The 15712-nt window shown below is 66.7% G+C and carries 14 protein-coding genes; 12 read left to right on the top strand and 2 right to left on the bottom strand.

Annotated elements, in window-relative coordinates; all coding sequences use genetic code 11:
• The first annotated feature begins 94 nt into the window (after positions 1-94).
• The 5 genes from gsiB to ACSFA5_RS22945 all read left to right on the top strand — a co-directional run bounded on the left by gsiB (position 95) and on the right by ACSFA5_RS22945 (position 5660).
• On the top strand, positions 95-1648 hold the full coding sequence (gene gsiB / locus ACSFA5_RS22965) for a glutathione ABC transporter substrate-binding protein GsiB (protein WP_435446341.1): 1554 nt from the start codon (positions 95-97) through the stop codon (positions 1646-1648).
• Between the two features lie 85 nt (positions 1649-1733).
• Positions 1734-2654: a glutathione ABC transporter permease GsiC gene (gene gsiC / locus ACSFA5_RS22960; protein WP_435446340.1), complete on the top strand. Its 921-nt coding sequence runs from the start codon at positions 1734-1736 to the stop codon at positions 2652-2654.
• A gap of 123 nt (positions 2655-2777) precedes the next feature.
• Positions 2778-3704, top strand: coding sequence for a glutathione ABC transporter permease GsiD (gsiD, locus tag ACSFA5_RS22955; protein WP_435446339.1), 927 nt, complete (start codon positions 2778-2780; stop codon positions 3702-3704).
• A gap of 20 nt (positions 3705-3724) precedes the next feature.
• Positions 3725-4825, top strand: a complete 1101-nt coding sequence (locus tag ACSFA5_RS22950) for a P1 family peptidase (protein ID WP_435446338.1) — start codon at positions 3725-3727, stop codon at positions 4823-4825.
• 16 nt (positions 4826-4841) lie between these two features.
• Complete coding sequence (locus ACSFA5_RS22945; RefSeq protein ID WP_435446337.1) at positions 4842-5660, top strand: M55 family metallopeptidase; 819 nt, start codon at positions 4842-4844, stop codon at positions 5658-5660.
• A 25-nt stretch (positions 5661-5685) separates the two neighbouring features.
• Here ACSFA5_RS22945 and ACSFA5_RS22940 read toward each other — a convergent pair whose 3' ends face one another.
• On the bottom strand, positions 5686-7326 hold the full coding sequence (locus ACSFA5_RS22940; RefSeq protein ID WP_435446336.1) for a methyl-accepting chemotaxis protein: 1641 nt from the start codon (positions 7324-7326) through the stop codon (positions 5686-5688).
• Positions 7327-7737: 411 nt separating this feature from the next.
• On the opposite strand from ACSFA5_RS22940, the gene ACSFA5_RS22935 reads away from it, so the two are divergent.
• From ACSFA5_RS22935 to ACSFA5_RS22905, 7 genes are read left to right on the top strand one after another with little or no spacing between them, the layout of a single operon-like run.
• Positions 7738-9516: a nitrite/sulfite reductase gene (locus tag ACSFA5_RS22935; RefSeq protein WP_435446335.1), complete on the top strand. Its 1779-nt coding sequence runs from the start codon at positions 7738-7740 to the stop codon at positions 9514-9516.
• Complete coding sequence (locus ACSFA5_RS22930) at positions 9513-9908, top strand: DUF934 domain-containing protein (protein ID WP_435446334.1); 396 nt, start codon at positions 9513-9515, stop codon at positions 9906-9908. Before ACSFA5_RS22935 ends, ACSFA5_RS22930 begins: the two co-directional genes overlap by 4 nt.
• Positions 9909-9921: 13 nt before the next feature.
• Positions 9922-10554, top strand: coding sequence for a phosphoadenosine phosphosulfate reductase domain-containing protein (locus ACSFA5_RS22925; RefSeq protein WP_435446333.1), 633 nt, complete (start codon positions 9922-9924; stop codon positions 10552-10554).
• A gap of 40 nt (positions 10555-10594) precedes the next feature.
• Positions 10595-11548: a sulfate adenylyltransferase subunit CysD gene (gene cysD, locus ACSFA5_RS22920; RefSeq protein WP_435446332.1), complete on the top strand. Its 954-nt coding sequence runs from the start codon at positions 10595-10597 to the stop codon at positions 11546-11548.
• Positions 11548-12885 carry a sulfate adenylyltransferase subunit 1 gene (locus ACSFA5_RS22915; protein WP_435446331.1) on the top strand — a complete coding sequence of 446 codons (1338 nt, stop codon included), beginning with the start codon at positions 11548-11550 and terminating at the stop codon, positions 12883-12885. The genes cysD and ACSFA5_RS22915 overlap by 1 nt, the downstream gene beginning before the upstream one ends.
• Positions 12886-12928: 43 nt before the next feature.
• Positions 12929-13258 carry a ferredoxin FdxA gene (fdxA, locus tag ACSFA5_RS22910; RefSeq protein ID WP_007839295.1) on the top strand — a complete coding sequence of 110 codons (330 nt, stop codon included), beginning with the start codon at positions 12929-12931 and terminating at the stop codon, positions 13256-13258.
• A complete protein-coding gene (locus ACSFA5_RS22905) occupies positions 13216-14298 on the top strand; it encodes an NAD(P)/FAD-dependent oxidoreductase (protein WP_435446330.1) in 1083 nt (360 codons plus the stop codon). Before fdxA ends, ACSFA5_RS22905 begins: the two co-directional genes overlap by 43 nt.
• Before the next feature lie 6 nt (positions 14299-14304).
• On the opposite strand, the gene ACSFA5_RS22900 is transcribed toward ACSFA5_RS22905, so the two are convergent.
• Positions 14305-15618 (bottom strand): aspartate aminotransferase family protein, encoded by a 1314-nt coding sequence (locus ACSFA5_RS22900; RefSeq protein ID WP_435446329.1) that lies wholly within the window; start codon positions 15616-15618, stop codon positions 14305-14307.
• Between the last annotated feature and the right edge of the window lie 94 nt (positions 15619-15712).

Raw genomic sequence — 15712 nt, 5'->3', positions numbered from 1 at the left:
CTTCACGCCGTAGGCGGCGCCTTCTGATCCCGACCTGATTTTTTCAACCGGCAGGCCTCCCTGCTTTTTTCCACGAACCGACTGGAGTTCTTCCATGACGCAATCTTCTTCCTCCCTGCGATGGGCATCCGCACTGCTGGGCCTGGCCGCGCTCGCCGCATCAGGCACGGCACTGGCCGCCAAAGACGTGGTGCTGTCGATCGGCTACCAGCCGGAAACGCTGGACCCGTACAACACCAACACCACCATCACCACGGCGGTGACCAAGACCTTCTATGAAGGCCTGTTCCAGTTCGACAAGGACCTGAAGGTACAGAGCGTGCTCGCCGAGAGCTACGACGTGACGAAGGACGGCCTGGTCTACACCATCAAGCTGCGCAGCGGCGTGAAGTTCCACGACGGCACCGACTTCAACGCCGAAGCGGTGAAGTTCGTGCTCGAGCGCGTGCTCAATCAGGACAACAAGCTGCTGCGCTACAACCAGTTCAACCGTGTGAGCAAGGTCGAGGCGGTGAACGCCACCACCGTGCGCATCACGCTGAAGGAGCCCTTCGGCCCCTTCATCAACTCGCTGGCGCACGCCTCGGCCGCCATGATTTCGCCCACCGCGCTGAAGAAGTGGGGTAACAAGGACATCGCCTTCCACCCCGTGGGCACCGGCCCCTTCGAGTTCGTCGAGTGGAAGCAGACCGACGCGGTCAAGGCCAAGAAGTTCGACGGCTACTGGAAGAAGGGCTTCCCCAAGGTCGACACGGTGTCGTGGAAGCCGGTGCTCGAGAACAACACGCGCGCGGCCATGCTGCAGACCGGCGAAGCCGACTTCGCGTTCCCCATTCCCTACGAGCAGGCCGAGCTGCTGAAGAAGAGCGACAAGCTCGAAGTGGTGGCCACGCCGTCGATCATCACGCGCTTCCTGGCCTTCAACATGCTGCAGAAGCCCTACGACAACCCGAAGGTGCGCGAGGCCATCGGCTACGCCATCAACAAGGAAGCGCTGGCCAAGGTCGCGTTCGGCGGCTATGCCTTTCCCGCGCAGGGCGTGCTGCCCCAGGGCGTGAAGTACGCCGAGAAGATGGCGCCCATTCCCTACGACGTGAAGAAGGCCAAGGAACTGCTGGCCGAAGCCGGCTACCCCAACGGCTTCGAGTCGGTGCTGTGGAGCGCCTACAACAACACGACCAGCCAGAAGACCATCCAGTTCGTGCAGCAGCAGCTCGCGCAAGTGGGCATCAAGCTGCAGGTGCAGGCGCTCGAAGTGGGCCAACGCACCGAGATGGTCGACGCATGGCCCGATGCCAAGACGGCCAAGGTGCGCATGTACTACACGGGCTGGTCGTCGTCGACCGGTGAAGCCGACTGGGGCCTGCGCCCGCTGTTCGCCTCGGAAGCCTGGGCGCCCAAGCTGAACAACATGTCGTTCTACAAGAGCGACGTGGTCGACAACGCACTGGCCAAGGCACTGGTGACGGTGGACGAAGCCGAGAAGGCTGCGCTGTACAAGACCGCGCAAGAGCAGATCCGCAAGGACCTGCCCCGCGTGCCGATGGTGACGGAGCAGAACCTGTCGGCGAACTCCAAGCGCCTGTCGGGCGTGTTCGTGATGCCCGACGGCAACATCAACATCGACGCCATCGCGGTGTCGAACTGATCGCGCGTTCTTTCGTTTCCTGACTGACTGACCGTCCGACGGGCGGAGGCATGTTGCCCCCGCCCGTACGCGACCACCGCACCCCATGCTGAATTACTTTCTCAAACGACTGTTGGGCCTGATCCCGACACTGCTCATCGTGGCGGTGCTGGTGTTCCTGTTCGTCCACATGCTCCCCGGCGACCCGGCGCGCCTTGCCGCCGGCCAGGAGGCCGACGAACAGACCGTGGCCATGGTGCGCGCGGAGCTCGGCCTGGACAAGCCGCTGCCACAGCAGTTCGTGAGCTTCTTCACCCACATGGTGCAGGGCGACTTCGGCACCTCGATCCGCACGCGGCGGCCGGTGTCGGTGGAGATCGGCGAGCGCTTTTTCCCGACGGTGATGCTCACCATCACCAGCATGGTGTGGGCGGTGATTTTCGGCATGGGCATCGGCATTGTTTCTGCCGTGTACCGCAACAAATGGCCCGACCGCATCGGCATGACGCTGGCCGTGTCGGGCATCTCCTTTCCTGCATTTGCACTCGGCATGCTGCTGATGCAGATCTTCTCGGTCCAGCTCGGCTGGCTGCCCACGGTGGGCGCCAGCACCTGGAAACACTACATCCTGCCCTCGGTCACGCTGGGCGCGGCCGTGGCGGCCGTGATGGCGCGCTTCACGCGAGCCTCGTTCGTCGAGGTGATCCAGGAAGACTTCGTGCGCACCGCGCGCGCCAAGGGCGTGCACGAGTCGGGCGTGATCTTCAAGCACACGCTGCGCAACGCGCTGATTCCTGTGGTGACGATGATGGGCCTGCAATTCGGCTTTCTGCTGGGCGGCTCCATCCTGGTGGAGGCGGTGTTCAACTGGCCCGGCCTGGGCCGCCTGCTGGTGGACGCGGTGCAAATGCGCGACTACCCCGTCATCCAGACGCTGGTGCTGCTGTTCTCGCTCGAGTTCATCCTGATCAACCTCGTGGTCGATGTGCTGTACGGCTACATCAACCCCACCATTCGCTACAAATGACCTCCCCCAGGCTACGCGCACTTCGTGTCGCTTCTCCTTCCCCCTCACCGGGGGCAACACCTGCGGCCCGGCAAAGCCGGTTCCGCGGTGTTCCACGAAAAAGCGCTGCAACGAACGACTGACATGACTCAAGCTCCAGGCGTTTCCGCCGACATCATTCTTCCGACCTCCCCGGTCGCCACCCTTCAAAGCGCCGGCAAGGTGCGCACGCCGTGGGGCGAATGCCGGCGCCGCTTCAAGAAGCAGCCGTTGGGCATCGTGGCCGCGCTGTTCGTGGCGCTGCTGGTGTTCATCGCGGTGTTCTCGCCGTGGATCGTGCCCTTCGATCCCGAGAACTTCTTCGACTACGACATGCTCAACAGCGGCCCCTCGGCCACGCACTGGATGGGCGTGGACCCCTTGGGCCGCGACATCTTCAGCCGCATCCTGGCGGGTGCGCGCATCTCGCTGATGGCGGGCTTTCTGTCGGTGCTGGTGGGCGGCTTCATCGGCACGGCCTTCGGCCTGCTGGCGGGCTACTACGAAGGCTGGTGGGACCGCATCGTGATGCGCATCTCGGACGTGCTGTTCGCCTTTCCCGGCATCCTGCTGGCGCTGGGCGTGGTGGCCATCCTGGGCAGCAGCATGACCAACGTGGTGGTGGCGGTGTCGGTGTTCAGCGTGCCGGCCTTCGCGCGACTGGTGCGCGGCAACACGCTGGTGCTGAAGCAGCAGACCTACATCGAGGCCGAGCGCAGCATCGGCGCGTCGGACTGGACCATCATCGTGCGGCACATCCTGCCGGGCACCATCTCGTCGATCGTGGTGTATTTCTCGATGCGGGTGGGCACCTCGATCATCACGGCGGCCAGCCTGTCGTTCCTGGGCATGGGGGCGCAGGCACCTACGCCCGAGTGGGGCGCGATGCTGAGCGAAGCGCGCGCCGACATGGTGACCTCGCCGCACGTGGCGCTGTTCCCCAGCCTGGCCATCTTCTTCACCGTGCTCGCCTTCAACCTGCTGGGCGACGCACTGCGCGACGCGCTCGATCCCAAGATCGACCGCCAGTAAATTCCCGGTTTCCGGCTCCCATGTCTTCCAGCACGCAGCACGCCCCCCTTCCCTTCATCGGCCACCTGCTCCAGGGCGAACGCAACGCGATCACCGACGTGGCGGGCGTCACGGTCGGCCACCGGACGTTGAGCGACGACGGCGTGCAGACGGGCGTGACGGTGATCCGCCCGCACGCCGGCGACCCGTTCCGCGACAAGGTGCCGGCCGCCGCCGTGGTGCTCAACGGCTTCGGCAAAAGCGTGGGGCTGGTGCAGCTCGAAGAGCTGGGCGTGCTGGAAACACCCATCGCGCTGACCAACACCTTCTCGGTGGGCACGGTGGCCACGGCGCAGATCCGCGATTGCGTGGCGAACAACCCCGAGACCGGCCGCGCGCTGCCCACGGTGAACCCGCTGGTGTTCGAGTGCAACGACGGCTACCTGAACGACATCCAGCGGCTGGCGGTGAAAGAGGCGGACTACCTGCAGGCGCTGCAAGGCGCCTGCGCCGATTTTGCGCAGGGCTCGGTCGGCGCGGGGCGCGGCATGTCCAGCTTTCAGCTCAAGGGCGGCATCGGCAGTGCCTCGCGGCGTGTGTCGTCGCGAAGCGCCGGCCCCGGTTCCCCGGGCTCTGCGTGCGGCTGCCACACGGTCGGCACGCTGGTGCTGGCGAACTACGGGCGCCAGCCGCAACTGCTGCTGGCCGGCCATGCGGTGGGCGAGCGGCTCGCCGCGCTGCAAGCCTCGCACCGACCCGCGCCGCTGGACGAAGCCGAGAAGGGCTCGATCATCATCGTGGTGGCCACCGACGCGCCACTCGACGCGCGCCAGCTGCGCCGCCTGGCGCTGCGCGCGGGGGCCGGACTGGCCCGCACAGGCTCGGTCTTCGGCCATGGCAGCGGCGACATCGTGCTGGCCTTTTCCACCGCCTACACCGTGCCCGACCGCGTCGAGCGGCCGATGCCGGCCGTGGCGATGCTGCACGACGCACTGCTCGACGGCTTGTTCCAGGCCGCGGCCGACAGCACCGAGCAGGCGATCCTTCATGCCCTGTGGCGCGCCACGCCCGTGACGGGGCGCGACGGCAACCACCGCGCCGCGCTGGCCGAGCTGCTGCCTCCGTCTTCCCTCTCTTCCTGAACCGAGCCCAACGCCCATGAAAGTCCTGATCTCCACCGACATCGAAGGCGTCGCCGGCGTCTACCACCCCGAGCAGACCCGCCCCGGCAACCCCGAGTTCGAGCGCGCGCGCCTGCTGATGACGCAGGAAGCCAACGCGGCGATTGCCGGCGCGTTCGACGCAGGCGCCACCGAGGTGCTGGTGAACGACTCGCACGGGGGCTTTCGCAACATGCCGCCCGACGTGCTCGATCCGCGCGCCCGCGTGGTGCAGGGCAAGCCGCGCTACCTGAGCATGGTGGCCGGCGTGGAAGAAGGCGTGGACGCGGTCTGCATGGTGGGCTACCACTCGCGCGCGCAGGGCCGCGGCATCCTGGCGCACACCATCAACAGCTTCGCCTTCGCGAGCATCGCGCTCAACGGGCAGGAGCTGGGCGAAGCCGGGCTCTACGGCGCGCTGGCCGGCGAGTACGGCGTGCCCGTGGTCATGGGCAGCGGCGACGATGTGTTCATCGCCGAGAACCGGCCGCTCTTTCCGCATGCGACCTTCGTGGAAACCAAGAAGGCCACGGGCTTCGGCAGCGGCATTTCGCTGTCGCCCGAGCAGTCGCGCCGTGCCATCCGTGCCGGCGTGGAAGAAGCCTTGGCTGCACGTGCCGGCGCGAAGCCGCTGGTGCTTGCAGGGCCGCAGGCCGTGACGCTGCGCACCCAGTCGACCGCGCTGACCGACCTGTTCTGCCAATGGCCGGCGTTCGAGCGCGTGGACGGCGTCACGCTGCGCTTCACCGCCGCAACCGTGGAAGCGGCGGTGCGCATGCTGAACTGCTGCTCGGCGATGTCGTCGATGCTGCGCTGAGGCGGCACCCAGGCGACCTTGCGCTCTACTGGAAAGCGACGTCGCGCATGCCGATGCCGCGCGTTGCGCCCGACGCGACTGCGCGCGGGGCATGGCCCAGGGCGGGAGCGCCGCTGCCCTGCTCCAGCTTGAACTGACCCACGATCTGCGACAGGCTGCCCGCCTGCTCCTGCAGCGACTGCGCGGCGGCCGAGGCTTCTTCCACCAGCGCGGCGTTCTGCTGCGTGGCCTGGTCCATCTGCGTGATGGCCTGGTTGATCTGCTCGATGCCCGAGGTCTGCTCCTGGCTGGCGGCGCTGATCTCGCCCATGATGTCGGTCACCCGCTTCACGCTGCCCACGATCTCTTCCATGGTGCGCCCGGCGTCGGCCACCTGGCGGCTGCCCTCCTCGACCTTTTCCACCGAATCGCCGATCAGCGTCTTGATTTCCTTGGCCGCTGCCGCCGAGCGCTGCGCCAGGCTGCGCACTTCGGACGCCACCACGGCGAAACCGCGCCCCTGGTCGCCCGCGCGGGCCGCTTCCACCGCGGCGTTCAGCGCCAGGATGTTGGTCTGGAACGCAATGCCGTCGATCACGCTGATGATGTCCACGATCTTCTTGGACGACGCATTGATCGAGCCCATGGTCTCCACCACCTGGAACACGACGCTGCCGCCGCGCACGGCCACTTCCGAGGCCGAGGTGGCCAGCTGGTTGGCCTGGCGCGCGTTGTCGGCGTTCTGCTTCACCGTGGAGGTCAGCTCCTCGATGGAGGCCGCCGTCTGCTCCAGCGAACTCGCCTGCTCTTCGGTGCGCGAGGACAGGTCCTGGTTGCCGGTGGCGATCTGCGTGCTGGCGGTGGTCACGTTCATCACCACCCCGTGCACCTGCGACAGCGAGCCCTGCAGGGCGCTGCGCATCAGGTCGAGCGCGCGCAGCAGGTGGCCGGTTTCGTCCTTGGCGTAGCCGGCTTGCGGGGCGCCGGTCAGGTCCATGTCGGCGATCGACTGGGCGATGGTCTCGGCGCTGCGCAGCGGCAGCACAATGCTGCGTGCCAGCATCCAGGCCAGCAGCGCACCGGCCACCAGGCTGACGGCGGAGCACACGATCAGCAGCGTGCTGGTTTGCGCGCGCAGGTCGTTGGCGCGCGCGGCGGCCGCGTCCAGGTGGTCGCGCTGCATGTCCACCACCTGCTGCACACCGGCGATGTAGCTGACCGACGTGGGCTGGAACTGGTTGTCGAAGGCGCGGTTGGCGCCGGCCAGGTCGCCCGTCAGCTTGAGCTTGCTGACTTCTTCACGCGAGGCGAGGTAGGCCTTGCGCAGGCTGCCGACCTTTTCGAGCAGCGCCTTCTCGTCGGGCTTGACCAGCTTGCCTTCGATGAATTTCTGCAGCTCGTTGGTGTCCTTGATGGACTTGGCCGTGGCCGGCGCGAAGTAGTCGATCAGGCTGGAGTCGCTGCTCTTGGCGATCGCCGCGGCGCGCTGCACGCCCGAGGTGGTGTGGCGCAGCCAGTCGGAGCCGGCGCGCTCGGTCTTCACGTTGTCCTGGATCATCGTGTCGATCTCCTGGCTCAGTTGCTGCAGCTTCAGCACCGCGGCCAGGCTGGTGGCCAGGAAAAGCGCCAGGATGGCGCCCAGCACGATGGCAAGGCGCTTGCCAATTGAGACGTTGCTCAAGAACATGATCGGACTCCGGGACTCAAGGGGAATGGAAAGATGGCCGTCGCGACACGCGCGGCGGCATCGAATCTGAAAGAAGCGGCCACCGCGGCCGCTCTCCTTGGCTGGATATCGGCAGTTCGGGTGAAAACTTGAGGCCACGATGGCCAAACGTGCGCCGCCGGCTGCGAGGGATTCGTTCTGTTCCTAGAATTCCCGGGTCGGACACGCCTTTTGCGGCCCGCCGCCTTATCCGGAATAAGCATCCAACCGTCCTGCAACCCGCATGGACACTGGTGAATAAGCTTATCCGCATAAAGCGCGAACCAAAAAATAGTTTGTTTCCATAAGGCGAGCTTTCAGAATCTCGGCTTCTTGCTGGGGCGCCCCGTTTCACGTTCGGCACCGCACTTCCTCAAGACACACGCACGCACGATGTACCAATACACAGAATTCGATCGCCAGTTCGTTCATCAACGAGCCGCCCAGTTCCGAGACCAGCTCGAGCGCTGGCAAAAGGGCCGCCTCCATGAAGACGAGTTCCGCCCGCTTCGGCTGCAAAACGGCTGGTACGTCCAGCGCTACGCGCCCATGCTGCGCGTGGCAGTGCCCTACGGCGAGCTCTCGAGCCGCCAGATTCGTGTGCTGGCGCGCATTGCCCGCGAATACGACGAGCCGGAAGCCGAGGTCTACAAGAAGGCGCTCGAAATCCAGGGCGGCATGGGCAGCCACAAGCTCCCCACCCACTACGCCCACTTCTCGACGCGCCAGAACGTCCAGTACAACTGGATTCCGCTGGCCAGGTCGGCCGACGTGATGGACCTGCTGGCGTCGGTCGACATGCACGGCATCCAGACCAGCGGCAATTGCATTCGCAACATCACCAGCGACGAGCGCGCCGGCATCGCCGTGGACGAAATTGCCGATCCGCGCCCGTTCGCGGAAATCATGCGCCAGTGGAGCACGCTGCACCCCGAGTTCGCCTTTTTGCCGCGCAAGTTCAAGATCGCCATCACCGGCGCCACCGAAGACCGCGCGGCCACCGGCTGGCACGACGTGGGTCTGCACGTGGTCAAGAACGAGGCCGGTGAAGTCGGCTTTCGTGTGCAGGTGGGCGGCGGCATGGGCCGCACGCCCATCATCGGCACGGTGCTGCGCGAGTTCCTGCCGTGGCAGCAGATCATGAATTACCTCGAAGCGGTGATTCGTGTCTACAACCGCTACGGCCGCCGCGACAACATCTACAAGGCGCGCATCAAGATTCTGGTGAAGGCCGAAGGCCAGCGCTACATCGACGACGTGGACGCCGAGTACAAGCAGATTCTGGAAGTCGACGGGGCGCCGCACACCATCACGCAGGCAGAGTACGACCGCGTGGCCGCTTCCTTCGTGCCGCCGACGCTGGCCACCCGCGTGCTGCAAAGCGCCGAAAAAACCGATGCCGAGCTGCGCGCCCGCGCCGCCGACGACGTTCAGTTCGCACGCTGGCTCGCGCGCAACGTGGCGCCGCACAAGAACCCCGCGCTGCGCGCCGTCACGCTGTCGTTCAAACGCCTGAAGCAGGCCCCCGGCGACGCGGATGCCGACCAGCTCGACACGCTCGCGCAACTGGCCGACCGCTTCTCTGCCAGCGAAGCCCGCGTGACGCACGACCAGAACGTGGTGCTGCCCTGGGTGCATGCCGAAGACCTGCATGCGCTGTGGCTCGCCGCCCGCGCCGCCGGCCTGGCCAGCGCCAACGTGCACCTGCTGACCGACATGATCGCCTGCCCCGGCGGCGATTTCTGCGCGCTGGCCAATGCACGCTCCATTCCCATCGCCGAAGCCATCACCGAGCGCTACCAGGACCTGGACGAGCTCGACGACTTGGGCGAGATCGACCTGCACATCAGCGGCTGCATCAATTCGTGCGGCCACCACCACAGCGGCCACATCGGCATCCTCGGCGTCGACAAGGACGGCAAGGAGTGGTACCAGGTGTCGCTGGGCGGCTCCGACGGCTCCGCGCTCAGCGGCGCGCCGGTGGCCGGCAAGGCCGTGGGCCCCTCGTTCTCGGCGGCCGAAGTGCCCGGCGTGATCGAGGCCGTGCTCACCACCTACCGCGACACCCGTGTGTCGGGCGAGACCTTCATCGACACGCTGCGGCGCGTGGGGCCCGACCCGTTCAAGGCCGCGGCCAACGGTGCGCGTTTCAAGGTGGAGGAAGCAGCATGAACAAGACGCTCAATATCCTCTCGGCCGAAGACCACATCGACGACGGCGACCCCAAGGTGCTGCAGCTCGCCAACGATGCCGACCCGTTCGCCATCGAGGCCTGCCTGTCGGACATCGAGCGCATCGACCTGAACTTTCCGAAGTTCACCGACGGCCGCGCCTACAGCCAGGCCTTTTTGCTGCGCCGCCGCCTGGGCTTCACGGGCGACATCCGTGCCACGGGCGATGTGCTGATCGACCAGCTGGTGCAGATGGAACGCACCGGCTTCTCCAGCGCCGTGCTGAAGGAAGGCGTGGACGCCTCCGACGCGCAGCGCCAGTTCGACCGCTTCTCTGCCTTCTACCAGGGCGATGCGGTGAAGACCGCGCCGCACTTCGTGGCCGGCAACTGAGAAAGTTTTCGACATGAGCATCGCCACGGACATCGACTTTGCACGCATCAACACCGAACTCGGCCGCAACGCCGAGGGCCTGGTGGACTGGGCCGTCGGCCTGGGCCAGCCCGCGATCATCACCACCAACTTCCGCCCGTTCGAGGCCGTGATCCTGCACATGGTCACGCGCGCCAAGCGGGACGTGCCGGTGATCTGGATGGACAACGGCTACAACACCGAAGCCACCTACCGCTTTGCCGACGAGGTGACGAAGCAGTTGGGCCTGGACCTGCACATCTACCTGCCGCGCCGCTCGCGCGCGCACCGCGAAGCGGTGGAGGGCACCACGCCCGCGCTCGACGATCCGCGCCACGCCGCGTTCACGCAAGAAGTGAAGCTGGAGCCCTTTGCCCGCGCATTGCGCGAAACGGCACCGAAGGTCTGGTTCACCGCGCTTCGGGCCACCGACACGGCGGTGCGCGCGCAGATGGACCCGGTGTCGGTCAACCCCGATGGCCTGATCAAGGTCGCGCCGCTGCTGCATTGGTCGTCCAAGGAGCTGTACGCCTACTGCGAGGCGCATGGCCTGCCCAACAACTTCGACTACGTGGACCCGACCAAGGGCGAAGACAACCGCGAGTGCGGATTGCACCTCGCGCACTGAGCGCCACGCCTCACCGACTCTCCGCATTGAGCCCCCTTTGATGAACGCCCGTACCGAAACCGAACTGCTGCAGCCCTCCATGCACTCTCCCGCGCGCCTGTCCGACACGCACCTCGATGCGCTGGAGGAAGAAACCATCTTCATCCTGCGCGAAGTGGCGGCCGCCTTCGAGCGCCCCACCCTGCTGTTCTCGGGCGGCAAGGACTCGCTGGTGCTGCTGAAGTGCGCGGAAAAGGCGTTCGGCGCGGGCCGCATTCCCTACCCGCTGCTGATGATCGACACGGGGCACAACTTCCCCGAAGTCACGGCCTATCGCGACCAGCGCGCCAGGGAACTGGGTGCCGAACTCATCGTGCGCAACGTGGAAGACTCGATGAAGCGCGGCACCGTGCGCCTGGCCCACCCGGGCGAGTCGCGCAATGCGCACCAGTCGGTGACGCTGCTCGAAGCGATTGAAGAGTTCCGCTTCGACGCGCTCATCGGCGGCGCCCGCCGCGACGAGGAAAAGGCGCGCGCCAAGGAGCGCATCTTTTCGCACCGCGACAGCTTCGGCCAATGGCAGCCCAAGGACCAGCGCCCCGAGCTGTGGACGCTGTTCAACACGCGCCTGGCCCCGGGCGAGCACTTTCGCGTGTTCCCCATCTCGAACTGGACCGAGCTCGACGTGTGGCAGTACATCGAGCGCGAGCACGTCGGCCTGCCGTCGATCTACTACACGCACAAGCGCGAAGTGGTCGAGCGCCGCGGCCTGCTGGTGCCGGTGACCGAACTGACCCCGCCGCGCGACGGCGAAACGGTGCAGGTGCGCGACGTGCGCTTTCGCACCGTGGGCGACATCACGACCACCTGCCCGGTCGAGAGCCTGGCGGCCGATGCCGGCGACGTGGTGCTGGAGACGCTCACGGTCGACGTGAGCGAGCGCGGGGCCACGCGCATGGACGACATGACTTCGGAAGCTTCGATGGAGAAGCGCAAGAAAGACGGGTATTTCTGATGAGCACGACGACAGCCACCACCAACGAAGCCGCCATCCACGGCGACACCGGCACCGCCCTGCGCTTCATCACCTGCGGCTCGGTCGACGACGGCAAGAGCACGCTCATCGGCCGCCTGCTGGTGGACAGCAAGACCGTGCTGCAAGACCAGCTGGCCGGCGTGCAGCGCGGCGGCGAAACCGACCTGGCGCTGCTGACGGACGGCCTGTCGGCCGAGCGCGAACAGGGCATCACCATCGACGTGGCCTACCGCTACTTCTCGACCGCGAAGCGCAAGTTCATCATCGGCGACGCGCCGGGCCATGAGCAGTACACCCGCAACATGGTCACGGCCGCCTCGGCCGCCGACGCCGCCGTGGTGCTGGTCGACGCGACCAAGCTGGCCTGGGCCGCGGAAGTGGAAGACGGCACCGTGGTCTCGCGTGAACTGCTGCCGCAGACGCGCCGCCACACGCTGCTGTGCAACCTGCTGCGCGTGCAGTCGATCGTGTTCGCGGTGAACAAGCTCGACGCCATTGCGGACGCCGGCCTGGCCTTCGAACGCATCTCGACCGCGCTGAACGCCTTTGCCGAAGCGGCCGGCGTGCAGGTGGCGGCCATCGTGCCGATCTCGGCCCTGAAGGGCTGGAACGTGGCCACGCGCCATGCCGACTGGGTCGGCTACGAAGGGCCCAGCCTGCTCGAGCTGCTCGAAGAGCTGCCGGTCACGGTGCAGGACGAGGCCGTGCCCTTCGCGTTCCCGGTGCAGTGGGTCGAAAAGTTTTCTGCGTCCGCCGACACCTCGCAGGGCCGCCGCGTGTTCTGGGGCCGCGTGGCCTCGGGCCATGTGGAACCCGGCCAGCGCGTGACCGTGCTGCCGAGCAACCAGACCGCCACCGTGGCCCAGGTGCTGAACCACACGCGCCAGCCGCAGGCGGTGCATGCGGGTCACAGCGCGGGCATCGTGCTGGACCGCGAGGTCGACGTGTCGCGCGGCGACTGGCTGCTGGCGCCCGAGGCCTTCGAGCCGGTGCGCGAAATCACCGCCACCGTGGCCTGGCTGGACGACGAACCGCTGGTCGCGGGCCGCGTGTACTGGGCGCTGCAGGGCCATCGCTGGGTCAAGGCCAAGGTGGCGCGCATCGTCGACCGGGTGAACATCACCACGCTCGAATCGGAGCCGGCCACGCAACTGGAAGCCAATGCCATCGGCGACGTGGTGCTGGCGCTGCAGCAGCCGCTGGCGGTGCTGCCCTTCTTGCAATCGCGTGCGCTGGGGTCGCTGGTGCTGGTCGATACGGCCTCCCACAAGACCGCTGCGGCCGTGCTTGTGCAGCCCGCCGCCGCGAAGGCCTAAAATCTCGGGTTTTCCCCGATCACTTTCTGACGTCAAAAAACAAATGACCCACGTCGTCTCCGAAGCCTGCATCCGCTGCAAATACACCGACTGCGTGGACGTTTGCCCCGTCGACTGCTTCCGCGAAGGTCCCAACATGCTGGTGATCGACCCGGACGAGTGCATCGACTGCGCGGTCTGCATTCCCGAATGCCCGGTCAACGCGATCTACGCCGAAGAAGACCTGCCGGCCAACCAGATCGCCTTCATCAAGATCAACGCCGAGCTGGCCTTGGCCGACGGCTGGAAGAGCATCACCAAGCGCAAGCCCGCGCTGCCTGATGCCGAAGAATGGAAAGACAAGACGGACAAGGTCGGGGAGCTGGTGCGCTGAACCAGCCCACCGCCCCTGCCGTTGCCGCCATCGAAACCGACGCCCTGATCGTCGGTGCCGGCCCTGTCGGGCTGTTCCAGGCCTTTCAGCTGGGCCTGCTTGAAATTTCCTGCCACATCGTCGATGCACTGCCCGCCGCGGGCGGCCAGTGCGTGGCGCTGTATGGCGACAAGCCGATCTACGACATTCCCGGCACGCCCCTGACCAGCGGGCGCGACTTGGCGCAGTCGCTGCTCGCGCAGGTGGCGCCGTTCAAGCCGCAGTTTCACTTCGGCGAGCAGGTCGCCACGCTGGAGCGGCAAGCCGACCAGCGGCTGCTGCTGACGACCTCGGCCGGCACGGCCTTCCTGGCGAAAACCGTGTTCATCGCGGCGGGCGTGGGCGCCTTCGTGCCCAGGCGCATGGCCATCGACGGCATCGCGCAATTCGAGGGCACCTCGCTTTTCTATCACCCCGAATCGCTGGACCGCTTCGCGGGGCAGACCGTGGTGGTGAATGGCGGCGACGACATCGCGCTGGAAACCGCCGTTGCGCTCGCGGCCATCGCGAAGCAGGTCACGCTGGTGCACCGCCGCGACGGCTTCCAGGCCGACGAGGCGAACATAGCCGCCATGCGCGCCCTCGTGGCCTCAGGCAAGCTGGCCTTCCACGTCGGCCAGCCCACCGCCTTCGACGGCAAGCAACTGCAGATCACCACGCCCGACGCCAGCACGCTCGACGTGCCGCTGGACGCGCTGGTCGCCTGCCTGGGCATTTCGCCGCGCCTGGGGCCCATCGCCGACTGGGGCCTGGAACTGGAGCGCAAGCAGGTGCCCGTCGACACCGAAAAGTACGAGACGCGCGAACGCGGTGTGTTCGCGGTCGGCGACATCAACACCTACCCGGGCAAGAAGAAGCTCATCGTCTGCGGCTTCCACGAAGCCACGCTGGCCGCCTGGGGCGCCACGGCCATTGTTTTTCCGGGCAAGGCCGTGCCGCTGCAGTACACGACCACCAGCACGCGCCTGCACGAGCTGCTGGGCGTGGCCAAGCGCAGCTGAGCCGAATCAGGCGCGGGGCAGCAGCGCCCCGTACGCGCCGATGAAGCTGCCGATGGCGGCGACGAAGCGGTCGATGTCCGCATCCGCCACCGGCAGCGACAGCACGACGAACCCGCGCGGCGAGGCATAGATGCCCTGGGCCAGCAGGTGGAAGAACAGCAGCTGGCGCAGCCGCCCGTCGACACCGGCCAGGTCTTCGCTGCGCACCACCTCGCCCTTCACGAAATGCGCATTCATCAGCGAACCCAGGCCGGTGAACTGCAGCGCAATGCCCTCCTTCTCGCACAGTGCGTTGAGCCGCGCGCGCATCGCCTCGCCGCGCGCGGCAAGTGCGCCGGCCGCCTCGGGCGGGAACAGCTTGGTGAGCCCCGCGTAGCCCGCCGCCATCGTCATCACGTTGTTGTTGAAGGTGCCCGAGTGCGACAACGGCCCGGTGCGCGGGTCGAACAGCGCCATCACGTCGGCCCGGCCGCCGAACGCGCCGAAGGACATGCCGCCGCCGATGTACTTGCCCAGCGTGGTCAGGTCCGAGCGGATGCCCAGCTGGTTGGCCAGCCCGTGCGGCGCAAGGCGCGACGTCATCACCTCGTCGAATATCAGCAAGGCGCCCACGCGCGTGGCCGATTCGCGCAGGGCCTGCAGGAAGTCGAGCCGGCCCGGAATGCAGCCGCTCGCGCCCTGCATCGGCTCGACCAGCACGGCGGCCACGTCGGCGCCGTGTTTCTCGATCTGCTCGCGCGCCGCCTGCGCGTCGTTGTAGGGCAACACCAGGAAGTCGAACGGCACCGTCGTCGGCAGCGGTTTGACGCCGAAACCCAGCACACCGCCGTGGTAGCCGCCCGAGAACACCACGATCTTGCGGCGGCCCGTGAAGTGCAGCGCCGCGGTGAGCGCCATCAGGTTCGCCTCGGTGCCCGAGTTGGTGAAGCGCAACTGCTCGACCTGCGGGAAGCGCTGGCAAATGAGCTGGGCCAGCCGGCCTTCGAGCAGGTTGTGGCCCGTGAGGTTGATGCCGCTCTTCATCGCCTCGATGACCGCGTCGCGAATCTCGGGGGCGGAGTGGCCGTAGACGCCGGCCGTGTACTCGGCGATGAAGTCGGCATAGCGGTGGCCGTCGGCGTCCCACAGCGCGGCGCCCTCTCCCTTTGCGATGGTCAGCGGGAACGGGGCGTAGAACAGCACCGAGCGGCTGTTGGCGCCCGGCATGTAGCGCGCCTGTTCGTCGAACTGGCGGCGGCTGGCCGGGTTACCGTCGACGAAGCGTCGGTGGGCTTGGCTGACAGCCTGGTCGATGGCCTGGTCGATGGCGGAATGCGTCATGGCGAAATGTTCTCCGGGTGATGTGGCGCAGGTCACTGACTCTTATTTTTATTGATCACTGCTCAATTAATATTATTTATACAGCCAATTGCAC

This window comes from Variovorax monticola (assembly GCF_051216855.1).
In the GTDB taxonomy this organism is placed as follows: domain Bacteria; phylum Pseudomonadota; class Gammaproteobacteria; order Burkholderiales; family Burkholderiaceae_C; genus Variovorax.
Note: the sequence above shows the minus strand (reverse complement) of the source record. Positions and strands in the feature narration are given on the sequence as shown.